This window comes from Streptomyces sp. NPDC001153 (assembly GCF_053598315.1).
This window is the reverse complement of the sequence record NZ_JBSFJZ010000016.1, coordinates 156,663-179,841: the sequence shown is the minus strand read 5'-3', so window position 1 is coordinate 179,841 and position 23,179 is coordinate 156,663. Positions and strand designations below refer to the sequence as shown.

Sequence of the window (23,179 nt, the reverse complement as noted above, 5' to 3'; positions counted from 1 at the left end):
CGGGAGGTGCGAAGTGTGCGGCCCCCCTGCGAGCGGGGCAGGGGGGCCGTACGGGACTTACGAGGAGAGGTGCCCGGGCCCGAAGGCCTGGGGCAGCATCTCGGAGAGGGGGAGGACGCCCTCGGGGGTGTCCAGGAGGAGGTCCGGGCCGCCGAACTCGTACAGCAGCTGACGGCAGCGGCCGCAGGGGACCAGCAGGCCGCCGGTGCCGTCGACGCAGGTGAAGTGCGTCAGCCGGCCGCCGCCCGTGCGCTGCAGGTCCGAGACCAGGCCGCACTCGGCGCACAGGCCGATGCCGTAGGAGGCGTTCTCCACGTTGCAGCCGGTGACCGTGCGGCCGTCGTCGACCCGGGCCGCCACACCGACCGGGAAGCCGGAGTAGGGGGCGTACGCGTGGGACATCGCCTCGCGCGCCACCTCCCGCAGCGCCTCCCAGTCGAAGTCGGCGGCCGTCACTTGCCCTGGCCCTTCCGGTAGCGCATGCCGTCCGCCTTGGGCATCCGCAGACGCTGCGCCGACAGCGACAGCACCAGCAGGGTGACGACGTACGGCGTGGCGCCCACGAAGTCGCTCGGGACCTCGTCGGTGACCAGGTACCAGAGCAGGACCAGCGCGGCCACGATGAGGCTGACCGCGCCCTGCCACAGCGACGTGCGGTACAGCTTCCAGCCTGCCAGGACGACGAGCAGGATGACCAGCAGGAGCAGCAGCGCGTGGACGGTCGGACCGCCGTTGCGCAGCTGGAGCGCGTCGGAGTAGCCGAACAGGCCCGCGCCCATCGCGAGGCCGCCCGGACGCCAGTTGCCGAAGATCATCGCCGCGAGGCCGATGTAGCCGCGGCCGCCGGTCTGGCCCTCGAGGTAGGTGTGCGAGGTGACCAGCGCGAGGAAGGCGCCGCCGAGGCCGGCGAGGCCGCCGGAGACGGCGACGGCCGCGTACTTGTACTTGTAGACGTTGACGCCGAGGGACTCGGCGGCGGTCGGGTTCTCGCCGCAGGAGCGCAGCCGCAGACCGAACGGCGTGCGCCACAGCAGCCACCAGCTGCCGACGAACAGCACCGCGGCCAGGATCGTGATCACGGACAGGTTGGTGATCAGACCGCCGAGGATGCCGGCGAGGTCGGAGATCAGGAACCAGTGGTGGTTCTCCAGCGACTGCAGACCGTCGGAGAGGCCGGGCACGGTGACCTGCGGCAGCGAGTCCACCGGCGGGGACTGCTTGGGGTTGCCGCCCGCGTTGGCCGCGCTGCCGCCCGCGAAGAACAGCTTGGCGAGGTACTGGGTGGCACCGAGCGCGAGCAGGTTGATCGCGACACCGGAGACGATGTGGTCGACGCCGAAGGTGACGGTGGCGACGGCGTGCAGCAGGCCGCCGAGGACGCCGAAGCCGATGCCGCACAGCAGGCCGAGCCAGGGGTTGGACTGCCAGCCGACCCAGCCGGCGCCGAAGGTGCCGAGGATCATCATGCCCTCGAGGCCGATGTTGACCACACCGGACCGCTCGGACCACAGACCCGCGAGGCCGGCGAGGCCGATCGGCACGGCGAGGCCGAGCGCGGCGCTGACCTGCCCGGCGGAGTCGAGCTGGTTGGAGCCGGTGATCACGCGGACCGCGGCCAGGAGCAGCAGCGCGCCCGCGACGAGCAGGAGGATCTGGCCGAAGGAGCGGCCGGAGCGCTGCGGCGCGCCCGCCGCCTTGGGCGCCGCGGGCGGCGGCGTGTCGGTCATCGTGGCAGTCATCACGCCACCTCCTGCTTCTTCGTCGGGGCGGCGGCCTGCGCGGCGAGTTCGGCGCCGACCTTCTGCTGCTGGCGCTTGAGGCCGTAGCGGCGGACGACCTCGTAGGCGATCACGACGCACAGGACGATGACGCCCTGGATGACGCCGAGGATCTCCTTGTCGTAGCCCTGGAACTCCAGGTGGTTGGTGGTGCGCTCCAGGAAGCCCCAGAGCAGGGCGCCGAGCGCGATGCCGACCGGGTGGTTGCGGCCGAGCAGCGCGATGGCGATGCCGGTGAAGCCGACGCCGACCGGGAAGTCGTTGCTGAACGCGTAGGAGTCGTTGAGCAGGGTCGGCATGCCGATCAGACCGGCCACCGCACCCGAGATGATCATGCTGGTGGCGATCATCTTCTTCACCGACACGCCGCTCGCGGAGGCCGCGCTCTCGGACTGGCCGACGGTGCGCAGGTCGAAGCCGAAGCGGGTGCGGCCGAGCACGAACCAGTACGCGACGCCGACGGCCGCGGCGATGAAGATGAAGCCCCACAGCTGCCCGGCCGGGCCGGTGTTGATGCTGAAGAAGTACGAGGACGACGGCAGCGGCTTGGTGGAGACGACGGTGCCGCCCTGTTCCAGCTGGGCCAGCTTCCCCGGCTGCAGCAGGTAGGCGATGATCGCGGTGGCGATCGAGTTCAGCATGATGGTCGAGATGACCTCGCTGACGCCCCGGGTCACCTTGAGGATGCCCGCGATGGCGGCCCACAGGGCGCCGGTCGCCATGGCGCAGATCAGGATCAGCGGGATGGCGATCCAGCCGGGCACGGTCAGCGCGCCGCCGAGGACGGCGGCGAAGAACGCGGCGAGCCGGTACTGGCCGTCGACACCGATGTTGAACAGGTTCATCCGGAAGCCGATGGCGACGGAGACACCCGCGAGGTAGTACGTCGTCGCCTTGTTCAGGATGTAGACCTGGCTGTCGCTGGCGAGGCCGTAGGTCACCATGTCGCTGAACGCGTTGCCGGGGTTCTTGCCGGTCGCGAGGATCACCAGGGTGGTGACGACGAGCGCGGCGACGACCGCCAGCACCGGCGCGGCGATGCCGAGGAGCAGCCGCTCCTTGTCGATCCGAGAGGTCAGCTTGTTCATCGCTCGTCGTCCTCTGTGTGCTCCAGGTGGCCGGTGGCCGCACCCGTCATGGCGGAGCCCAGCTCTTCGGGGGTGATGGTGGCGGGGTCGGCGTCGGCGACCAGGCGGCCGCGGTACATCACCCGCAGGGTGTCGGAGAGCCCGATCAGCTCGTCCAGGTCCGCGGAGATCAGCAGCACGGCCAGGCCCTCGCGACGGGCCTCGCGGATGTAGTCCCAGATCGCGGCCTGCGCGCCGACGTCCACACCGCGGGTGGGGTGGGCGGCGATGAGCAGCTTGGGGTTGTGGCTCATCTCCCGGCCGACGATCAGCTTCTGCTGGTTGCCGCCGGACAGCGAGGCCGCGGTGACGTCGATACCGGGGGTGCGGACGTCGTACGCCTGCACGATCCGCTCGGTGTCGGTGCGGGCGGCCTTGATGTCGAGCAGCTGGCCGCGGGAGTTGGGCTTCTCGGTGACGTGGCCGAGGATGCGGTTCTCCCACAGCGGGGCTTCCAGCAGCAGGCCGTGGCGGTGGCGGTCCTCGGGGATGTAGCCGATGCCGGCCTCGCGGCGGTCGCGGGTGGGGGTGCGGGAGATGTCGGTGCCGTCGAGGGTGACGACACCGGCGTCCGGGTGGCGCATGCCCATGATCGCCTCGACCAGTTCGGACTGGCCGTTGCCCTCCACACCGGCGATGCCGAGGACCTCGCCCTTGTGGATGGTGAAAGAGATCTGGTCCAGGATGATCCGCTCGATGCCCTCGAGGTCGGTCTGCGCCAGGTGCAGCCCCTCCACCCTCAGCATCGGGACGTCCGTGACGGTGGACTCCGCGGTCTCGGGGGTGGGCAGCTCGGCGCCGACCATCAGCTCGGCGAGCTGCTTGGGAGTGGTCCCCTGCGGCGAGACCGTGCCGACGGTGGTGCCGCGCCGGATGACGGTGATCTCGTCGGCGACCGAGAGCACCTCGCCCAGCTTGTGGGAGATGAAGATGACGGTGAGGCCCTCGGACTTCAGCTCGCGCAGGTTGTCGAAGAGCGCTTCGACCTCCTGCGGCACGAGTACGGCCGTCGGCTCGTCCAGGATGAGGGTCTTGGCGCCGCGGTAGAGGACCTTGAGGATCTCCACGCGCTGGCGGTCGGCGACGCCCAGCTCCTCGACCAGCACGTCCGGGCGGACGTTCAGGCTGTAGGCGTCCGAGATCTCCTTGATCCTGGCCCGGGCCTTGCCGCCGATGCCGTACAGCTTCTCGGCGCCGAGGACGACGTTCTCCAGCACGGTGAGGTTGTCGGCGAGCATGAAGTGCTGGTGCACCATGCCGATGCCGCGGGCGATGGCGTCGCCGGGGTTGTGGAAGGTGACCTGTTCGCCGCCCACCGTGATGGTGCCCTCGTCCGGCTGCTGCATGCCGTAGAGGATCTTCATCAGGGTGGACTTGCCGGCGCCGTTCTCACCGCACAGGGCGTGGACGGTGCCCGTGCGGACCGTGATGTCGATGTCGCGGTTGGCGACGACGCCGGGGAAACGCTTGGTGATGCCGCGCAGTTCGACGGCAGCGGGAGGGCTGGACGCGTTGATGGCGCACTCTCCTGTGGGAAAGGGGCTGCGTAGGGGAGGGCTGGGGCGTCGGCGACGCTAGCGCGGCAACTCCATGCTACACGCGTAGAGTTGACACATTGTTATGGCTCGGCGGGGGGCTCCGGAGGGCGCCCCCGCGCCGAGCCTCAAGTCCCACGGTACGGCCGGACCGTCACATCGGCGGTCCGGCCGTACCGGACGGGTCACGGGGTGGTCTTGACCTTGATCTGGCCGGAGACGATCTTCTGCTTCGCGGCGTCCAGCTTGGGCTGGATGTCGTTGATGAAGCCACCGCTGGTGGCCAGCGAGACACCGTTCTTGGCGAGGGAGTAGGCGTTGAGGCCGGCCAGCGGCTTGCCGTCGTGCACGGACTTGATGAAGTCGTACACACCGACGTCGACGTTCTTGACCATGGAGGTCAGGATCGAGCTCTTGTACTTGGCCAGACCCGGGATGTTGTACTGGTCCGAGTCCACGCCGATGGCCCAGGCGCCCTTCTTGCCGTTGACGGCCTCGATCGCGCCGTTGCCGGAGGAGCCGGCCGCCGAGTAGATCACGTCGGCGCCGTTGTCCAGCATGCCCTGCGCGGCCGCCTTGCCCTTGTCGGGGCTGGCGAAGCCGGAGAAGTCCGAGCCGTGGCTCAGGTACTGGGTGTCGACCTTGATCTTCGGGTTGGTGTCCTTGACGCCCTGGACGTAGCCCGCCTCGAACTTCTTGATCAGCGGGACGTCGACACCGCCGATGAAGCCGACGTGGTCCGTCTTGGTCTTCAGTGCCGCGGCGACACCGGCCAGGTAGGAGCCCTGCTCCTCGGTGAACGTGATGCTGTCGACGTTGCTCGCGTTCACGACCGAGTCGACGATGCCGAAGTTGGTCTTCGGGAACTGCTTGGCGATCTTGGTCACGGCCGGCGCGTAGGAGAAACCGACGGCGACGATCGGGTTGTACCCCGCCTGCGCCAGGTCCGACAGCCGCTGTTCGCGGTCGGCCTCGGTGTCGGAGGTCTTGGCGGTCAGCTCCTTGATGGAACCGCCGAACTCCTTCGCGGCCTTGTCGGCACCGCGCGCGGCGGAGTCGTTGAAGGAACGGTCACCACGGCCGCCGACGTCGTAGGCGAGGCCGATCTTGATGCCGCCCTTGGCGCTGCCCGAGGACGAGGGGCTGGCGTTGTTGTCGGAGGACGTGCTGCCACACGCGGTGGCAGTCACGGCGAGAGCTGCGGTGGCGATTGCCGCAGCGGAAAGCTTGGCTACCCGGCGCACGGGAGGCTCCTTCACCTGACCTGAGCGCCGTGTCGGCGCTTGATGTGAGCACCATGCCAGTGCTCGAGCCGAAACGCCCCGGCGGCGTCGGCTTCGCGGCATCGTAACGCGCGTAGATGTCGCAAAAAACCCTCTCGCGACTCCGTTATCGATTCGAGGCAAACAGCGTCTGAACTCGGCCTCTCGGCCCTCTCATGGCGCTGTTGCACAGCGTGTACGAATGGCTTACGAGTGTGTTGCGCCGCCCAGGGGAAGGACACTCGGGGCCCCGCCCCCCGCCCCCGAAGGCCCCGGCCGGCCTTCCGGTGTCGAGACGCCCGGCCTCCCGCGTCGAGGCTCCCGGACTGCAGCGTCGGAGGTGCGCGTCTCCCACCTCGGGGGCGCACCGGTCTCCCACCTCCGGGCGCACCGGTCTCCCACCTCCGGGGGGCGCCGGTCCCCCACCTCCGGAGGGCGCCGGTATCACGCCTCGGTCCCGCGCCGGTCTCCCGCTTCGGGGCTCGCCCAGGAATCCCGCCTCGGGGCCCGAGCCCGGTCTCCGCCTCGATCCCCTCTGAGGTCCCGCCGCGGCGGGCGCGCCCGCCGCCCGCGCCTCGGGGCCCCAGCCTCCTGCCCCGGGGCCACGCCTGACTCCCACCTCAGGCCCCGGACTCCGGCCTCGAGCCTCCCCGGACTGCAGCCCCGGGCCCGCACCGGATTCTCGCTTCGGGGCCCGGACTCCCACCTAGGGGCGCCCGGGCCTCCCGCCTCCGGCCCGTGCCGGACTCACGCCTCGAAGCCCCCGGACCAGGCCTCCGGGGCGCGCCGATCTTCCCGCCTCAGGGCCGCGCCGGACTCTCACCCAAGACTCCGGACTCCCCGGCGGGGCCCGCCTGACTCTCGCCGCTGAAGCGCGCCTGGCCTCTGCCTCGGGCCGATCTCCCACCTCGGGACACCCCAGCCCCCGGACTCCCCGCCCCGGCGACACCCCGAGCCCCCAGCCCAGACCCCGGACTCACGCCTCGGGGACAGCCCGGTCCCCCGCCTCGGGCCGCCGGACTCCCGCCTCCGGCCCGCGCCGGACTCCCACCGCGGGAGCGCCCCAGCCTCCCGCCTCGAAGCCCCCGGACCGGAACTCAGAGGCGCGCCGGACTCCCCGCCTCAGGGCCGCGCCGGACTCTCACCCAAGACTCCGGACTCCCCGGCGGGGCCCGCCTGACTCTCGCCGCTGAAGCGCGCCTGGCCTCTGCCTCGGGCCGATCTCCCACCTCGGGACACCCCAGCCCCCGGACTCCCCGCCCCGGCGACACCCCGAGCCCCCAGCCCAGACCCCGGACTCACGCCTCGGGGACAGCCCGGTCCCCCGCCTCGGGCCGCCGGACTCCCGCCTCCGGTCCGCGCCGGACTCCCGTCTCGGGACACGGGACTCCGCCGAACGGCCGCACCGCGGACCGCGGGGTCAGCCCTGTACCTCGTTCGGTTCCAGGAAGGCCGCTGCCGTGAACATCTCCACGCCGACCGTGATCGCGTGCTCGTCGGCGTCGAAGTCGCCCTGGTGGAGATCGCGCACGGTGCGCTCGCCGGGCCGCCGGACGCCGAGCCGGGCCATGGCGCCCGGGACGTTCTCCAGGTACCAGGAGAAGTCCTCGCCGCCGAGGCTCTGCTCGGTGCTCTCGACGGAGTCCCGGCCGCGGCGCGCCGCCATCGCCCGGCGCAGCAGGTCGGTGGACTCCCGGTCGTTGACGACCGGCGGCACCCCGCGCACATAGGTGATCTCGGACTTGGCGCGGTGCAGGGTGGCAACCTCGTCGATGGCCGCGTGCACGATGTCGGGGGCCTGCCGCCAGGCGTCCAGGTCCAGGCAGCGCACGGTCCCGGAGAGCTCGGCGTGCTGCGGGATGACGTTCGGCGCGTGCCCGGACTCGATCCGCCCCCAGGTCAGCGCCAGCCCGGCGCGGGTGTCCACACGGCGGCCGATCAGCGCGGGCACGTCGACGGCGACGCGGGCGGCGGCGGTGACCAGGTCGGTGGTCAGGTGCGGGCGGGCGGTGTGGCCGCCGGGGCCGTCGAGCGCGATCTCCAGCCGGTCGCAGGCGCTGGTGATCGCGCCGTGCCGCAGTCCGATCTTGCCGGCGTCGACGCGGGGGTCGCAGTGCACGGCGAGGATCCGCTCGACCCCCTTCAGCACCCCCTCCTCGATGGCGTCCAGCGCGCCGCCGGGCAGCACCTCCTCGGCGGGCTGGAAGATCAGCCGCACGGGACGGGGCAGCAGACCCTTGCTGTGCAGGTCGGCGAGCACGAGCCCGGTCCCCAGCACGACGGTCGTGTGCACGTCATGACCGCAGGCATGGGCCCGATCGGGCACGGTCGACCGGTACGGGCAGTCGGTCTTGGTGTCCGGGATGGGCAGGGCGTCGATGTCCGCGCGCAGTGCGAGCAGCGGTACGGCCGGCCGATCACCCTCCGCCACACCGATGTCACACACGAGTCCGGTTCCCTTGGCGAGCACCCGGGGCCGAAGCCCGGCCAGCTCCAGCCGCTCCTTGATCGCGGCGGTCGTACGGAACTCCTGATTGCCCAGCTCAGGGTGCATGTGCAAGTCGCGACGGAAGGCGACGAGTTCGGCGTGCAGGGCTTCGCTCAGCACGCCGGGGAGCACATCCCCCGCGAGGCCGGCCTCGGACTCTAGGGACATCAATTGCTTCACCCTCTGAAGGGTAGGACGCCCGGCTGGTCAACTACCCCTCGATCAACAAAACTTCAGCCCGTTAGGGGAAGAAAATCTGACCGGCGGACGCATGGCGGCGGACTGTGATGGGTAAAACCCTTCTTTCTCCTTCCACGGATACCATGCCTCGCCACGGTCACGCTCGCGATGTCCACGAACCGGACTACAGCGCGACCCGCGTCCCGCTGGGGCCCGCACTCGTGACCGACGCGACCTGGACCTTCCTGCACACGACCTTCCTGCAGACGAACCGCATCTCCTACGACGCGATCGCCAAGGACTACGCCGCCCGGTGTCCGGCCGACGGCCGGCATCCCCTGGGCCGCACCGTGATCACCGCCTTCGACCAGCTGGTCGCCGAGCACGGCGCGGCCCCCTGGCCGACCTGGGCAGCGGCCCCGCACACGTCACCGCACTGCTGCACGAGCTGGGCGTCCCGGCCTTCGGCGTGGACCTCTCCCCCGCCATGGTGACGCCGGCCCGCGACACCTACCCCGAACTGCGCTTCCCCATCGGTTCGATGACCTCCCTGGACCTGCCGGACGCCACCCTGGGCGGCATCCTCGCTCTGTACTCGACGGTTCGCACTGGCCAGGAAGGCCGGCCGAGTCAGTCGCTCCGCGCCGGTACGGCGTCCCGCCAGAGGGTGATGTCCAGGGTGACGTAGGTGCTGGCACTGGTGCTGGGCGACTGCCCCTCGAAGGTCACCAGGGCCACGATGCCGTCCCGGGTGATCGCACACAGCTGCCTGCCCCTGGAGAACCGGCTCACCGAGACCTCCGGGGGCAGAGACGGCGATCACGATCGCGGCGGAAGCCGACGAGGAACCGACCTGACACGCCGGCCAGGCCGGCTACGCCGGGCTCACCGCGGCCAGCCGGTGCACGTCCCTCGCCGTACCAGTAACCCCCGACAGGAAGCCCTGCGCCCGTGGGGAAGCGGACTCGGTCAGCCAGGTCGGGTCGATGTCGAAGACCGCCACCCGTACCCCGGTGCCCGCGAGGGCCAGCGGCAGGGTGTGGACGACCGTCGACGGGAAGCTGAGGACCGTACGGCCGATCGGGCCCCGGCGGGCGATCACTTCCAGGGGGAGGTCCGGGCGGACTATCTCCAGGCCGGTCTCGGCGGCCAGGCGGTGGAGTTTCTCGGCGCTTTCGCGGCGGTGCGCGAAGTAGCGGGTCGCGCCGTGCGTCCTGGCCAGGCGACGGACCGCCTCCAGATAGGCCGCCCCGTCCACAACTCCCGTTTCCACCAAGGACGTTCCCACCATGTCCGCGCTCTTGGTGATGCGCGGCGGACCGAAGCGGGCCCGGGTCCAGGAGAAGTCGTTCGCGGTGACCGTGACGCCCTGCGGGGTCTCCGTCACCGGCATCGAGGAGAAGACCTCCACCCTCCGGCGCGCGCTGGGTGTCAGCCGGCGGCGGGCCGAGGACGACACCGGCGCGAAGAGCAGGTCCCTGGCCCCCGGACGGCCGCCCTTGCGGTGCCAGCGGACCAGCCGCTCGCCCCGGGCCAGCTGGGCGACGAACTCCATCGTCGCGGTGCCGTCGTCGACCACGACCAGGTCCTTGGCCCGCGTGATCGTCAGCAGCAACTGCACATACCGCGAGAACGGGTCGCCCATGACGATCCGGTCGGCCCGGCGCAGCGCGCCCGCCAGGCCGCCGATCGTCGAGAAGGGCGCGGTCGTGCCGCCCCGCGCCTCCTCCCAGCGCACCCGGTACCCCTCGTCCCGCGCCAGGTCCGCCATGCGGCGCAGCTGGCCCCGGGTCATGGGGTCGGTCGGGGACAGGACGACGACCGTGAGGTCCGCGCCGGTCCCCGGCGGGTCGCCGGCCACCGTCCGCCGCACCTGCGAGGGCACGGACGGAAGCGGGTCCGTGCCCGGCAGCGGCTCCGAGCCCGGCAGCCGGACCGGGTCCGCGCCGCGCAGCCCGTGCAGATGCGCCCACTCCAGTACGTTCAGCAGCTGGACGGGGCTCTCCACGAAGGCGAGCGTGCGGGGAGGGTGGCCGGCATGACCGGCGCGGGGGCTCATCGGCGTACGACCGTCCCGTCGTAAGGGGCTCAAGAGGTCGGGCTTCAGACCGTGACCGGCTCGCCGGCCGCGGCCGCGATCTCCGCCTCGGCGACGGCACCGGCGACGCGGCGCAGCTTCTTCATCGGGCCGAGCTCGGAGTCGTAGACCTTCTTGACGCCGTCACCGAGGGACGCCTCGATCACGCGGATGTCGCGGACCAGGCGCTCCAGGCCCTGCGGCTCCACCGACGCGGCCTGGTCGGAGCCCCACATGGCGCGGTCGAGGGTGATGTGACGCTCGACGAAGGCCGCCCCGAGCGCGACCGCGGCGAGGGTGGTCTGCAGACCCGTCTCGTGGCCGGAGTAGCCGATCGGGACGTTCGGGTACTCCTTCTCCAGCGTGTTGATCACGCGGAGGTTCAGCTCCTCGGCCTTCGCCGGGTAGGTGGAGGTGGCGTGGCACATCAGGATGTTGTCCGAGCCCAGGACCTCGACCGCGTGGCGGATCTGCTTCGGGGTCGACATGCCCGTGGAGAGGATGACCGAGCGGCCGGTGGCGCGGAGCGCGCGCAGCAGCTCGTCGTCCGTCAGGGAGGCGGAGGCCACCTTGTGGGCGGGCAGGTCGAACTTCTCCAGGAAGGCGACGGCCTCGGTGTCCCACGGGGAGGCGAACCAGTCGATCCCCTTCTCCTTGCAGTACTCGTCGATCTGGCGGTACTCGTCCTCACCGAACTCCACGCGGTGGCGGTAGTCGATGTAGGTCATCCGGCCCCAGGGGGTGTCGCGCTCGATGTCCCACTGGTCGCGCGGGGTGCAGATCTCCGGGGTGCGCTTCTGGAACTTGACCGCGTCGCAGCCGGCCGCGGCGGCCACGTCGATCAGCTTGAAGGCGTTCTCCAGCTCACCGTTGTGGTTGATGCCGATCTCGCCGCAGATGTAGACGGGACGGCCCGGGCCGACCTCGCGCGAACCGAACGTACGCAGACGGGAGTTGGTGCTCATCAGGGGGATGTCCTTACTTGGGGAGGGAGTCGAGAGAGGGGCCGAGGATCCAGCTGGCGATCTCTCGGATCGCGCCGTCACCGCCGGGGAGGGTGGTGACCGCGCGTGCGGCGCCGCGTACGACGTCGTGGGCGCTCGCGACCGCCACGGGCCAGCCGACGAGGGCGAAGCACGGCAGGTCGTTGACGTCGTTGCCGACGTAGAGCACGCGCTCCGGCGCGATGCCCTGCTCCTCGCACCACTGCTTCAGCGCGAGGTCCTTGCGGTCGATGCCGTGCAGCACCGGGAGCTTGAGCTTCCGGGCGCGGGCGGCGACCACAGGGTTCTGTTCCGTGGACAGGATCAGCATCTTCAGGCCGCTCCTGCGCAGGGCGGCGATGCCGAGTCCGTCACCGCGGTGCACGGAGACGAACTCCCGTCCCTCGGAGTCGATCAGCACCCGGTCGTCGGTCTGGGTGCCGTCGAAGTCGAGGACTACGGCGTCGATGTCGTCGTAGGCGGGCAGCGAACCGGGGCGGTCCGCGTCGAACAGGGGGGCCAGGGCGCGGGCGCGGGCCAGGTCGTGCGGGTCGTCGATCTCCAGGACCCGGGCGGGGTCGGTGCGGACGAGTTCCGTACGGCCGAAGAAGCGGTGCTGGTGCTTGCGGAAGCCGGCCGCGTCCATCGCGTAGGCGGCGCCGGTCTCCAGGAAGTCCTGGGGGCGGTCCTGGCGGCGCGGGCGGTAGGACTTGTCGTGGTTGACCCCGGCGCCGCCCTCGGACTCGGCGTCGGCCTCCCGCCAGACGAAGCCGTGGAAGGGGGCCACGGTGACGGCCGTGTCCGCGCCGTTCTCGACGACCGCGCCGGCCACCCCGTCTATGTCCTCGCGGACGATGAACGGGCTGGTGCACTGCACGAGCAGGACCGCGTCGACCGCCGCGCCGTGCAGCGCCTCGTGGGCGTCCATGGCGTGCAGGACCGCGGCCTCGGAGGTCGCGGTGTCCCCGGCGATGGCGGCGGGCCGGAGCACGACCTCGGCGCCGGCCTCGCGGGCGGCGGCGGCGATGGCCTGGTCGTCGGTGGAGACGACGACGTCGGTCACCAGCCGGGTCGCCCGGCACTCGCGCACCGCGCGCGCCACCAGCGGGACTCCGCCGACGGGGGCGAGGTTCTTCGCGGGCACGCCCTTGGAGCCGCCGCGCGCGGGGATCACCGCGAGCACCCGGCGCACCGTCGCGCCCTGTCCCGCTTCCGAGTTGGACATCCGATCTCCTTGAGAGGTCACAGCTCCCCCATCCGGCGGATCACCGGGGCGACCCGCTGCACGCCGTGGCGGTAGGCGCCACGCGCGGCACGGCGCACGATCTGGCGGACCGGCCCGGGCTCCTTGTCGGCGGCGGGCGCGCCGGGCAGCGGTACGCCGTCGGGGCCGAGGTGGTGGCGGGCGAGGATGCCGGGCAGATAGCCGGGCGCGGTCTCGGGGGTGTAGTAGGGGTTCACGGGCGGCAGGCCGCCGGGGCGGTCGAGCAGCTTGGCGATGCGTTCACGCGCGACGTCGAAGGCCGTCCCGTACGACCCGTCGGCGGCCACGCCCTGCCGGGCCACCCACTCCGCGTCCGGCACCGGCCGGTACCCGGCGTCGAGCTGGTCCCAGGAGGCCAGGCACCCGGAGCCGGTGAAGTGGTGGTTGCCGAGCACCTCGCGCACGCCCAGGTCGGTCAGGAGCACCGTGGGGATGCGGCGGTGCAGGGCCTCCAGGGCGGCCGTGGAGCTGACCGTGACCAGCAGGTCGGTGCGGTCCAGCACCCCGCCCATGTGGCCGTACACCAGGCGGAAGTTGGCGGGCACGTCCTTGCCCTGGACCAGCTTCTGGTACGGCAGCTCCTCGATGTGGGTGGTGTGTTCGCCCGGCTTGGAGCGCAGCTTCAGCAGCACCTCGCGCTCGGGGTGTTTCCGGGCGTGCTCGATCAGCCGGTTGAGCAGGTACGTACGGTCCTTGCGGCTGTCGGGGACGGACGGCTGGGCGGCGAACACCACGGTGTAGGGCTCGTGTTCACCGGTGTAGGGCGCCCCGCCGAGGAAGGGCAGCGCGACCTCGGTGACCGAGGAGGCGTCGGCGCCCACACCCTCGTACACGGCCCGGAACCGGTCCGCGTCGTGGCGGGAGTTGGCGAGGACGAGGTCGGCGCCGTGCCGCAGCAGCAGGCCGTCGGCGAGCTTCTCGTAGACGACACCGACGTACCCGGTGACGACGACGGGACGCCGGGCGGCGCCCGCCCAGGTGGCGCGCAGCCCGTGCAGCATGGCCTGGACGCCGCCGCCGACAAGCGCGAGGATGAGGACGTCGTACCGGTCTTCGGCGGCGCCGCCCATCCCGCGCAGGAACTCGACGCCGGTGACCTCGCGGAGGGAGTCCGCCCGGACGCCGACCTCCTTCAGCTGACGGGCCGTCGGGGTGGCTCGCCCCCGCAGGAGGTAGCCGTCGAGCCGGATCTCGGCGTCCGCGGGGGCGAGGCGCTGCGCTGTGAGCGCACCCCACTTCCACCGGGTGTCGGAATCGGCGAGGACGGCGACCCGCAGGGACTTCGTAGCACTTGCTGGCACGCCGAAGACGCTAGGAAGCCATTCCGAGGTTCCGCCCAACCCGAATGCAACAAACGGTTAACAGCACACCGCCGAATGGCGAATCGGGCCGCCGGGGCAAGCGAAAAAGACCTGGTTCACGGCTTCGCCACATGCCGTTCACTCAGCATCAAGCGGGCGGTCAAGACGAATGACGGGCTTCGTCCTAACGTTCAAGCCGTGGTCAAGCTCTCCGTCATCGTGCCGTTCTACAACGTGCAGCAATACGCGCCCGACACGCTCAGGAGCCTGAAGGCGAACGCGCGTGAGGACTTCGAATTCATTCTCGTCGACGACTGTTCGCGCGACGGGACACCAGAGATTCTCGCGCGCGCGGAGCGCGAGCTGCCCGGAGCGGTCTACGTCCGGCACGAGCAGAACGGAGGGCTGGCGACCGCCCGCAACACCGGTATCGACCGGGCGCGCGGTGAGTACCTGACCTTCCTGGACGGCGACGACTGGCTCGCCCCCGGCTACTACCCGCAGCTGGTCGCGGCCATGGAGGAACTCGGCTGCGACTTCATCCGCACCGACCATGTGCAGTGCACCGCACGGTCGCGCACGGTGAACCGGGTGCCCGTCGGCCGGCGGAACGTGGTGCTCAGCCCGCGGGAGGCGATCCTGCCCGCCGACCGGTCCACCTCCGTCGACTACGCGTACGCGTGGGCGGGCGTCTACCACCGCCGACTCGTCGACAAGGGGCTGCTGCACTTCACCGACGGTCTGCGCACGGCCGAGGACCGGCCGTGGATCTGGAAACTGCACCGGGAGGCGGAATCCTTCGCCGCGGTGAGCATGCTCGGCGTGTTCTACCGGCGCGGAGTCGCCTCCTCGCTCACCCAGATCGGCGATGTCCGGCAGCTCGATTTCATTCGCGCGTTCGATCAGGTCATTACGGAAACCGCCCAGGACCGGGACGCCGATGACCTGTTGCCGAAGGCGGTCCGCACCTATTGCGCCATCATTTCCCATCATCTGGGATCCATCGAAAGGTTCGAGCCCGCGGTGGCGAAGAAACTGAAATCCATGAGTGCCGCGGCCCTGCGGCGCATGCCGCAGGACGTGCTGGACGACGCGCTCGACTCCATGGACCTGGAGCGCGCCACCAAGCTGCGCCGAATGCGCCGCCGTCCCGCCTCCGCGGGGGCCGCCGCGTGACCACCCAGATCTTCCAGGCGTCGACGCTCTACGGCACGGCCACGCTCGCCGCCGCCCTGGACTCCGGCTGCTTCCGCCCGGCCGACCGGCGGATCCTGCTGGTCTGCAACAACGCGGCCACGCCCGAGACGACGCCCGGGCTGGACGAGGCGCCGGGCTTCGAGAAGCTGCGCGACCGTTTCGACGACGTGATCCTGTACAACGAGACCATCTTCCCGTTCCACCCGGGCGGCTGGGCACCCCGCGTGGACGACATGCCGCTGTGGGAACGCTTCCTGCGCCACGAGTGGCAACTCGGCGACGAGGACGTGGAGCTGGCCGTCGAGTCGATCCAGGTCAACCCGTCCCTGGCGCTCGCGCAGATCTTCAACGGCGCCCCGGTGACGGTCTACGCCGACGGCCTGATGAGCTACGGCCCGACCCGCAACAAGATCGACCCGCTGGCCGGCACCCGCGTGGACCGGGTGCTCCACCTGGACCTGGTGCCGGGCCTGAAGCCGCTGCTGCTGACCGAGTTCGACGTGCCCGGCGAGCTCGTGCCGACGGCCGCCTTCACCAAGGTCCTCGCCGAACTCGCCCCGTCCGGCGCCGAGTTGCCGGACGTCGAGGAGCCCGCGCTGCTGCTCGGCCAGTACCTGTCCGCACTGGACATCCTCACCGCCGAGCAGGAGGAGAACCTGCATGTGCGGATGCTGAAGGGCGCGGCCGCGCTCGGGCACACCAAGGTGGTGTTCAAGCCGCACCCGTCCGCCCCGGCCCGCTTCGCCCGCCTGCTGGAGCAGGAGGCGGAGCGGCTGAAGGTGGAGCTGACCGTGCTCGACACCCCGGTCCTCGCCGAGGTGCTGTACCAGCGCATGCGTCCGGCGCTGGTCGTCGGCTGCTTCTCCACCGCCCTGCTCACGGCCAAGGCCCTGTACGGCCTGCCCGTCGCCCGGATCGGCACCGAGGTGCTGCTGGAGCGGCTGACGCCGTACGAGAACAGCAACCGGGTCCCGGTGACCATCGTCGACGCGCTGCTGCCCGCCCTCGGCGACCGCGGCGCGGTGACCGAGCAGCGCACCGGCATGGCCGTGGACGCGCTCGGCGCGCTGATCCGCGCGGTGGGCTTCGCGATGCAGCCGAAGATCTACCCGAGCCTGCGCCCGGAGACCGAGGCCTGGCTGGCGCGGAACCTGAACCAGCGCACCATGCGCTACTTCAAGCGCCGGCGCCTGTCCTCGCTGGCCCTGCCCGGCGGGGTGCCCGCCCAGCTGGCGTTCATCCCGCGCAACCCGACGGTCCGCCGGATGGCGAAGAAGGCGCGCAGTCTGCGCAATTCGGTGCGCCGCTGACAGCTCCGAGTGAATGTTCACCGACCAGTTGACGAACAGTGTGCCGAGCGGCCCGGTCGTGGGTGTGAGGCGCCGAGACCCTGGCAAGGCGGCCTACACCATGGTTGCTCCATCCCCCGCCCGCACCGCCGTTCCCGTTCCTCCCGCCCCCGGAACGGCCCCCGCTTCCAGGCCCCGCAGCCGTCTGCTCGCCCTGGACGGTCTGCGGCTCGTCGCCGCGCTGATGGTCTGCCTCTACCACTACACCGGCCGCGGCGGCACGGTCTCCGCGTCCTGGCACGGGAGCCCGGGCCACCTCTTCCCGGGCCTGTCCCGGGCCGCGGTCTACGGCAATTTCGGCGTCGAGCTCTTCTTCGTCATCAGCGGTTTCGTGATCTGCATGAGCAGCTGGGGCCGCACCCTCGGTGACTTCTTCCGCTCCCGGGTCGCCCGTCTGTACCCCGCGTACTGGGTGGCCCTGGCCCTGGTCACGGGGGCGTCCCTGGCCCTGCCCGTCGTCGTCCACCCGGTCCGGCTCGACGAGTTCCTGGTGAACCTGACGATGCTCCAGCAGCCGATGGGCGCGACCCGGGTGCTGGGCGTGTGCTGGACGCTCTGGGTCGAGGTGCGCTTCTATGTGCTGTTCGCGCTGCTCGTCGTCCTGCGCGGGGTGACCTACCGCCGGGTGGTGCTGTTCGCGTGCCTGTGGACCGTGGCGGGCGTGCTGTGCCACTCGTCCGGCAACGAGCTGCTGAACCAGGTCGTCATGCCCGAGTACGCCCCGTTCTTCATAGGCGGTCTGGCGCTGTACCTGATACACCGCTTCGGCAGCGACCTGCTCGCGTGGGGCATCGTCGCGATGTCCTGGCTGCTCGCCCAGAGCGAGGCCACCCGCGGGCTGTGGGGCCCGCACCCGCACCGTGACCCCTACGTCGTCGTCCTGATCGTCACCGTCGCCTTCGCGGCCGTCGCCGCCGTGGCACTGGGCTGGACGCGCTGGGCCTCCTGGTCCTGGCTGGTCACGGCCGGCGCGCTGACGTACCCGTTCTACCTGGTCCACGAGCACCTCGGCTGGTTCGCCATACGGGTGCTGCACCGGGGGCTCGGCCTGCCCGCGTGGCCGACGCTCGCGGTGACCGTGCTCGGCATGCTGGTGCTGGCCTGGCTGATCCACCGGTTCGTGGAGAGGCCGTTCGGGCCGCGGCTGAAGCGGGCCCTGAAGGAGCGTAAGTTGGGCGACCGTTCACCTGGTCTTGGGTTTTGAACCGGGCCGTCGGGCAGGCACCGTAGAGCCCTTGCCGCAGATGCCGCACAGGCTTTCCGCAGGGATCTCACAGACGCCGTACCGAGGGAGTGCCCACCCCGCATGGCCACCATCCAGGATGCGATCCGACCGCCCCGCCGTCTCGACGACGTCCCCGGCTGGTTCCCGGTGCTCGACCAGCTGCTCTTCGACTGGTTCCTGAACCGGCAGGAGACCACCGGGATGCGGGGTGATCTGCTGGAAGTCGGGGTGTACATGGGCAAGAGCGCGATCTTCACCGGCCGGCACCGGCAGCCGGGCGAGCGGTACACGGTGTGCGACCTCTTCGAGGGCGACGCCCCGGACGACGCCAACCGGGCGGAGTCGGCGAAGTCGTACGGCGCGCTGACCCGGCGCGTCTTCGAGGACAACTACCTCTCCTTCCACGACGAACTGCCCCGCGTGCTGCAGGGCCCCAGCTCGCTGGTGCCCGGCGAGGTCGAGCCGGACTCCTGCCGGTTCGTGCACATCGACGCCTCCCATCTGTACGAGCATGTGCACGGCGACATCGGGGCCGCCCGCGATCTGCTGCTCCCGGACGGGATCGTCGTCCTGGACGACTTCCGCTCCGAGCACACCCCCGGCGTCTCCATAGCCACCTGGGAGGCCGTGCTCAACCGCGGCCTGCACCCGGTCTGTCTGAGCACCCAGAAGCTCTACGGCACCTGGGGCGACCCGGAGCCGGTCCAGGAGGAGCTGCTGGCCATGGTGCGGGAGCGGTCCGACTGCCATCTGAGCGTCCAGGAGGCCGCCGGGCACCGGATCGTCCGGCTGAAGTCGAAGGGGATGCGGGCGCCGGAGTTCCCGCCGTCCAGGCATGCGGCGGCGGACGCGGAGCCGGAGCCGGTACCGGTACCTCAGGAGGCCGCGGCGCCCTCTCCCGCGCCGGCGCCGGTCCGGCACGCGCCGCGGCGCAACGCGAGCAGGGTCCGCCGGATCGCCGTCGACCTCCTCCCGCCGGTCGCCACCCGGGCGATCCGCAAGGCACGCGCCCGGGCACGCGCCAACCGGCGCTGACCGCCCGCTCAGCCGATCCCGTACCGCGCCCCGATCCCCGCGATCACGATCGCCAGCCCCTCCTCGAACTGCTCGTCGTAACCGTCGAAGAGCAGCTTCCCGGCCTCGGCGGCGAGCGGGTGGCCGGCCAGCCGCCGGGCGCGTTCCTCGATGTCGTACCCCTCTCGGCGCTCGCCCGGGAGGGGCTGTACGCCCTGCTCCTCGGTGACGAAGCCGACGGTGTACGCGTTCACCGTGCGCGCCGCGTGGACCGCCTGGGCGAGGGTGAATCCGGCCTCCGTCAGCAGCCGCAGGCCGGCCTCCTGCTGGGGGGCGTGCTCCGTGCCCGTGAACCGTGAGCCGCTGTAGACCTTGGCGCCGTCGCGGTAGCCGAGCAGCGCCGCCCGCAGTCCGCGGCCGGCCTTGAGCAGCCGCTCCTGCCAGCTGTCGGCGGGGTCGAGCGTGGTACCGGCGGCCATCCGCCGGTACATCTCCGTCGCCATCTCGTCCAGCAGCGCCTGCTTGTCCTTGAAGTGCCAGTACAGCGCGGGCGCCTTGACGTCCAGTTCCCTGGCGATGGCGCGCAGGGTCAGGCCGTCCAGGCCGACCTCGTTGAGCAGCCGCAGGGCGGTGGCGGCGACGCGGCGGCGGTCCAGGGGGGCGCGTTTCTCAGGGCTCACGCTTGACAGCTTAACAGCGTTAAGGGCACCCTTCTGGGCAACGGCACTTAACGGCGTTAAGGAGAAGTGTGATGGATGTGCTGATCGTGGGCGCGGGTCCCACCGGCCTGACCCTCGGCATCGACCTGGCCCGCCGGGGCGTGGAAGCGCTGGTCGTGGAGCGGGCGGAGGGGCTGTTCCCCGGCTCGCGCGGCAAGGGGCTCCAGCCGCGCACCCTGGAGGTCTTCGACGACCTGGGCGTGGTGGACGCGATCCGGGCGGCGGGCGGCCCCTATCCGCACCGGGTGACCTGGAAGGACGGCGAGCGGGTCGGCGAGCTGCCGATGTTCGAGAGGATCGAGGCGGACGAGGGCGCGCCGTACACCGAGCCGTGGATGGTCGCACAGTGGCGGACGCAGGAGATCCTGCACGCGCGCCTGCTCGAGCTGGGCGGCCGGGTGGACTTCGGGCGCGAGGTGACGGGCCTGGAGCAGGACGCCGAGGGCGTGACCGTCCGGTTCGCCGACGGTACGGCCGTGCGCGCGGGGTACGTCGTCGCGGCCGACGGCGGGCGCTCGGTGGTCCGGCGCGCGGTGGGCGTGGGCATGGCCGGGGAAACGGTCGACCCGGCGCCGTTCCTGGTGGCGGACGTACGGCTGACGGGCCTGGACCGGGACTTCTGGCACGTCTTCCCCAAGGACGACGGCACCGTCGTCGGCCTGTGCCCGCAGGCCGGCACGAACGACTTCCAGCTCCAGGCACGCCTCGCCGAGGGCACGGAACCCGACCCGGGCTTCGATGGCATCCGTAGGCTGGTCGCCGCGTACACCCACCTGGACGCCGAGGACGTCACCGAGCTGCGCTGGTCCTCCGGCTTCCGCCCGCGCGCCGCCCTCGCGGACCGCTTCCGGGTGGGCCGGGTCTTCCTCGCCGGCGATGCCGCCCACGTCCACTCGCCGGCCGGCGGCCAGGGCCTGAACACCAGCGTCCAGGACGCCTACAACCTGGGCTGGAAGCTGGGCGCGGTCCTGCGCGGCGGGGCGCCGGAGGCGTTGCTGGACACCTACGAGGAGGAGCGCCGGGCGAACGCGGCGGCCATGCTGGACCTGTCCACGGGCGTCCACCGCGGCGAGGTACGGCGCGGAAGGGCGACGGTGCAGCTGGGGCTGGGCTACCGGGAGTCGTCCCTGAGCAGGGAGACGCGGGACGAGCCGGCCGGCGTCCGGGCGGGCGACCGCGCCCCGGACGGCACGGTGTCCGGCGTGCGCCTCTTCGACGCGTTCCGGGGACCGCACTGGACGCTGCTGGGCGCGGACGCCTCCGTTGCCGGTGTGCGGGCGCTCCCGGCGGCGCCGGAGTCCTACGGCCCGGGCGTCCGCCTGATCCGCCCGGACGGCTATGTGGGGTGGGCGGGAGACTCGCCGGACGGGGCCGAGGCCTACCTGGCCGAGGTCGGCGTCTGACCGGGGTGGTGGTCAGTCGTCGCCGTCGAGGAGGGTGCCGACGGGGAGGTCGAGGGTGACGCCGACGGATTCCGGGACGGGGACGAACTGACCTCGCTTGAAGCGCTGAGGGTCGGGGTACTTGCCGTCGGCCGGGTCGGTGTAGAGGAGGACCTCGTCGTGCTTGCGGTCAGCGATGAGGTAGGCGGGAAGGTCTGCCTGGGCGTAGCACTCGACCTTGGGACCGAGGTCGTCGGACCAGTTCGAGGACGTCACTTCCACCACCATGCGGAAGACGTTCGGTGCGTAGTAGTTCTTCGTGACATGGGCGTCGCGGAAGTCCTGGTCGACGACCGAGAAGTCGGGGATCGCAAAGTCCTCAGGCAGCGTGGGCAGCCAGAGCCCGACGCCCTGGACGTACTCGTACCCCGCCTCAACGAGCCCCGCCCGGTCGAAAGCCCTGCCCAGTTTCGTCAGCGACAGAGCGTGCGAACCATCCGGCGGCGGTGTCACAGTAAGCCTCCCCTGGAGAATCTCCACGCGGTGGCCAGGCAGTGCACGGGCAAGCTGGTCGGCAGCCTCGCCCAGGGTCAGCTCCTGCTGCAGTACGGCCATGGCGTCCTCCTTTTCGGGGCCCACTCTGCGACGAGAGTAACCGGGAACATGGGGACTCGGCTCGCGATCACCCATACGAAGTAACCACCCAGCTCAGAACACCTCCGACGGCTCGTAAGCCCCCCAAACCCCGCGGAGCGCTCCGCACACCTCCCCCACCGTCGCCCGCGCCCGCAGCGCCTCCTTCATCGGGTACAGGACGTTCTCCTCCCCCTCCGCCGCCTTCCGCAGCGCGTCCAGCGCCGAGTCCACCGCCCGCCGGTCCCGTTCGGCCCGGAGCTTCTCCAGGCGTTCCGCCTGCCGGGCCTCGATGGCGGGGTCGACGCGCAGCGGCTCGTACGGCTCCTCCTCGTCCAGCTGGAAGCGGTTCACGCCGACCACCACCCGCTCCCCGGAGTCCGTCTCCTGGGCGATCCGGTACGCGTTCCGCTCGATCTCGGCCTTCTGGAAGCCCCGCTCGATCGCCGCGACCGCCCCGCCCAGATCCTCCACCCGACGCATCAGCTCGACGGCCGCGTCCTCCACGTCGTCCGTCATCCGCTCCACCGCATACGACCCCGCGAAGGGATCCACCGTCGCCGTCACGTCCGTCTCGTGGGCCAGCACCTGCTGGGTGCGCAGGGCCAGCCGGGCGGACCTGTCGGTCGGCAGCGCGATCGCCTCGTCGAAGGAGTTGGTGTGCAGGGACTGGGTGCCGCCCAGCACCGCCGCCAACGCCTGCACCGCGACCCGCACCAGGTTCACCTCCGGCTGCTGGGCCGTCAGCTGGACGCCCGCCGTCTGGGTGTGGAAGCGGAGCATCAGGGACTTGGGGTTCCGGGCGCCGAACTCCTCCCGCATCACCCGCGCCCAGATCCTGCGGGCGGCGCGGAACTTGGCGACCTCCTCCAGCAGCGTCGTACGGGCCACGAAGAAGAAGGACAGGCGGGGCGCGAAGTCGTCCACGGACATCCCCGCCGCCACCGCCGTGCGGACGTACTCGATGCCGTCCGCCAGCGTGAACGCGATCTCCTGGACGGGCGACGCCCCGGCCTCGGCCATGTGGTAGCCGGAGATCGAGATCGTGTTCCACCTCGGGATCTCGGCGGTGCAGTACTTGAAGATGTCCGCCGTCAGGCGCAGGGAGGGCTTCGGCGGGAAGATGTACGTCCCCCGCGCGATGTACTCCTTCAGCACGTCGTTCTGGATCGTGCCCGTCAACTGGTCGGCCCGCGCGCCCTGTTCCTCCGCCACCAGCTGGTAGAGGAGCAGGAGGAGGGCGGCCGGGGCGTTGATCGTCATCGACGTGGAGACCTGGTCGAGCGGGATGCCGTCGAACAGCACCCGCATGTCCTCGATCGAGTCGATCGCCACGCCCACCTTGCCGACCTCGCCGTGCGCGAGGAGTGCGTCGGAGTCGTGGCCCATCTGGGTGGGCAGGTCGAAGGCGACGGAGAGGCCCGTGGTGCCGTGGGCGATCAGCTGCCGGTAGCGGGCGTTGGATTCGGCGGCCGTGCCGAAGCCCGCGTACTGGCGCATGGTCCAGGGCCGGCCGGTGTACATGCTCGGGTAGACCCCGCGGGTGAAGGGGTACACGCCCGGTTCGCCCAGTTTCCCGGCCGGGTCCCAGCCCTGCAGGTCCCGCGGCCCGTAGACCGGCTCGATGGGCAGTCCCGACTCGGACTCACGCGACATGGATGCCTC

At 71.2% G+C, this 23,179-nt stretch carries 21 protein-coding genes; 7 read left to right on the top strand and 14 right to left on the bottom strand.

The window, feature by feature from the left end:
- Window positions 1-57 precede the first annotated feature (57 nt).
- The 6 genes from ACWDEN_RS20310 to ACWDEN_RS20285 form a co-directional block, all read right to left on the bottom strand.
- The gene (locus tag ACWDEN_RS20310) at window positions 58-456 is read right to left on the bottom strand and encodes a cytidine deaminase (RefSeq protein WP_351606015.1); all 399 of its coding nucleotides are present in this window, start codon (window positions 454-456) and stop codon (window positions 58-60) included.
- A complete protein-coding gene (locus tag ACWDEN_RS20305) occupies window positions 453-1,739 on the bottom strand; it encodes an ABC transporter permease (RefSeq protein WP_351606012.1) in 1,287 nt (428 codons plus the stop codon). Before ACWDEN_RS20305 ends, ACWDEN_RS20310 begins: the two co-directional genes overlap by 4 nt.
- Window positions 1,739-2,866: an ABC transporter permease gene (locus tag ACWDEN_RS20300; RefSeq protein ID WP_351606009.1), complete on the bottom strand. Its 1,128-nt coding sequence runs from the start codon at window positions 2,864-2,866 to the stop codon at window positions 1,739-1,741. The genes ACWDEN_RS20305 and ACWDEN_RS20300 overlap by 1 nt, the downstream gene beginning before the upstream one ends.
- Window positions 2,863-4,389 (bottom strand): ABC transporter ATP-binding protein, encoded by a 1,527-nt coding sequence (locus tag ACWDEN_RS20295; protein WP_351606209.1) that lies wholly within the window; start codon window positions 4,387-4,389, stop codon window positions 2,863-2,865. Before ACWDEN_RS20295 ends, ACWDEN_RS20300 begins: the two co-directional genes overlap by 4 nt.
- A gap of 236 nt (window positions 4,390-4,625) precedes the next feature.
- The gene (locus tag ACWDEN_RS20290) at window positions 4,626-5,684 is read right to left on the bottom strand and encodes a BMP family lipoprotein (RefSeq protein ID WP_450859807.1); all 1,059 of its coding nucleotides are present in this window, start codon (window positions 5,682-5,684) and stop codon (window positions 4,626-4,628) included.
- Window positions 5,685-7,122: 1,438 nt separating this feature from the next.
- The gene (locus ACWDEN_RS20285; protein ID WP_351606004.1) at window positions 7,123-8,358 is read right to left on the bottom strand and encodes an amidohydrolase; all 1,236 of its coding nucleotides are present in this window, start codon (window positions 8,356-8,358) and stop codon (window positions 7,123-7,125) included.
- Between the two features lie 155 nt (window positions 8,359-8,513).
- Here ACWDEN_RS20285 and ACWDEN_RS20280 point away from each other — a divergent pair, with 155 nt between their 5' ends.
- Entirely contained in the window at window positions 8,514-8,864 is a 351-nt protein-coding gene (locus ACWDEN_RS20280; RefSeq protein WP_450859818.1) for a hypothetical protein, read from the top strand.
- Window positions 8,768-9,058 (top strand): class I SAM-dependent methyltransferase, encoded by a 291-nt coding sequence (locus ACWDEN_RS20275; RefSeq protein ID WP_351606206.1) that lies wholly within the window; start codon window positions 8,768-8,770, stop codon window positions 9,056-9,058. Before ACWDEN_RS20280 ends, ACWDEN_RS20275 begins: the two co-directional genes overlap by 97 nt.
- Here the strand turns inward: ACWDEN_RS20275 and ACWDEN_RS20270 are convergent.
- From ACWDEN_RS20270 to ACWDEN_RS20250, 5 genes are all read right to left on the bottom strand, one after another.
- Complete coding sequence (locus tag ACWDEN_RS20270) at window positions 9,001-9,162, bottom strand: hypothetical protein (protein ID WP_450859817.1); 162 nt, start codon at window positions 9,160-9,162, stop codon at window positions 9,001-9,003. The two genes, ACWDEN_RS20275 and ACWDEN_RS20270, sit on opposite strands and share 58 nt — an antisense overlap.
- Before the next feature lie 82 nt (window positions 9,163-9,244).
- Window positions 9,245-10,429 carry a hypothetical protein gene (locus ACWDEN_RS20265; protein WP_351606001.1) on the bottom strand — a complete coding sequence of 395 codons (1,185 nt, stop codon included), beginning with the start codon at window positions 10,427-10,429 and terminating at the stop codon, window positions 9,245-9,247.
- A 44-nt stretch (window positions 10,430-10,473) separates the two neighbouring features.
- On the bottom strand, window positions 10,474-11,412 hold the full coding sequence (locus ACWDEN_RS20260; protein ID WP_351605998.1) for an N-acetylneuraminate synthase family protein: 939 nt from the start codon (window positions 11,410-11,412) through the stop codon (window positions 10,474-10,476).
- A gap of 13 nt (window positions 11,413-11,425) precedes the next feature.
- On the bottom strand, window positions 11,426-12,655 hold the full coding sequence (locus tag ACWDEN_RS20255; RefSeq protein ID WP_351605996.1) for an N-acylneuraminate cytidylyltransferase: 1,230 nt from the start codon (window positions 12,653-12,655) through the stop codon (window positions 11,426-11,428).
- A 17-nt stretch (window positions 12,656-12,672) separates the two neighbouring features.
- Complete coding sequence (locus ACWDEN_RS20250; RefSeq protein ID WP_450859806.1) at window positions 12,673-13,995, bottom strand: DUF6716 putative glycosyltransferase; 1,323 nt, start codon at window positions 13,993-13,995, stop codon at window positions 12,673-12,675.
- Between the two features lie 198 nt (window positions 13,996-14,193).
- On the opposite strand from ACWDEN_RS20250, the gene ACWDEN_RS20245 reads away from it, so the two are divergent.
- From ACWDEN_RS20245 to ACWDEN_RS20230, 4 genes are all read left to right on the top strand, one after another.
- Entirely contained in the window at window positions 14,194-15,171 is a 978-nt protein-coding gene (locus ACWDEN_RS20245; RefSeq protein ID WP_351606204.1) for a glycosyltransferase family 2 protein, read from the top strand.
- Window positions 15,168-16,502 (top strand): alpha-2,8-polysialyltransferase family protein, encoded by a 1,335-nt coding sequence (locus tag ACWDEN_RS20240; RefSeq protein WP_351605990.1) that lies wholly within the window; start codon window positions 15,168-15,170, stop codon window positions 16,500-16,502. Before ACWDEN_RS20245 ends, ACWDEN_RS20240 begins: the two co-directional genes overlap by 4 nt.
- Window positions 16,503-16,602: 100 nt before the next feature.
- A complete protein-coding gene (locus tag ACWDEN_RS20235; protein WP_351605987.1) occupies window positions 16,603-17,745 on the top strand; it encodes an acyltransferase family protein in 1,143 nt (380 codons plus the stop codon).
- A 102-nt stretch (window positions 17,746-17,847) separates the two neighbouring features.
- Entirely contained in the window at window positions 17,848-18,801 is a 954-nt protein-coding gene (locus tag ACWDEN_RS20230; RefSeq protein ID WP_450859805.1) for a class I SAM-dependent methyltransferase, read from the top strand.
- A gap of 8 nt (window positions 18,802-18,809) precedes the next feature.
- On the opposite strand, the gene ACWDEN_RS20225 is transcribed toward ACWDEN_RS20230, so the two are convergent.
- Complete coding sequence (locus tag ACWDEN_RS20225) at window positions 18,810-19,460, bottom strand: TetR/AcrR family transcriptional regulator C-terminal domain-containing protein (protein WP_450859804.1); 651 nt, start codon at window positions 19,458-19,460, stop codon at window positions 18,810-18,812.
- A gap of 71 nt (window positions 19,461-19,531) precedes the next feature.
- Between ACWDEN_RS20225 and ACWDEN_RS20220 the strand changes: the two genes are divergently transcribed.
- Window positions 19,532-20,902 carry an FAD-dependent monooxygenase gene (locus ACWDEN_RS20220; protein ID WP_450859803.1) on the top strand — a complete coding sequence of 457 codons (1,371 nt, stop codon included), beginning with the start codon at window positions 19,532-19,534 and terminating at the stop codon, window positions 20,900-20,902.
- Window positions 20,903-20,914: 12 nt separating this feature from the next.
- Here the strand turns inward: ACWDEN_RS20220 and ACWDEN_RS20215 are convergent, their stop codons facing one another.
- Together ACWDEN_RS20215 and ACWDEN_RS20210 are read right to left on the bottom strand one after the other, a co-directional pair.
- The gene (locus tag ACWDEN_RS20215; RefSeq protein ID WP_450859802.1) at window positions 20,915-21,496 is read right to left on the bottom strand and encodes a Uma2 family endonuclease; all 582 of its coding nucleotides are present in this window, start codon (window positions 21,494-21,496) and stop codon (window positions 20,915-20,917) included.
- Window positions 21,497-21,589: 93 nt separating this feature from the next.
- Window positions 21,590-23,170 (bottom strand): acyl-CoA mutase large subunit family protein, encoded by a 1,581-nt coding sequence (locus tag ACWDEN_RS20210; protein WP_450859801.1) that lies wholly within the window; start codon window positions 23,168-23,170, stop codon window positions 21,590-21,592.
- Window positions 23,171-23,179: the final 9 nt, after the last annotated feature.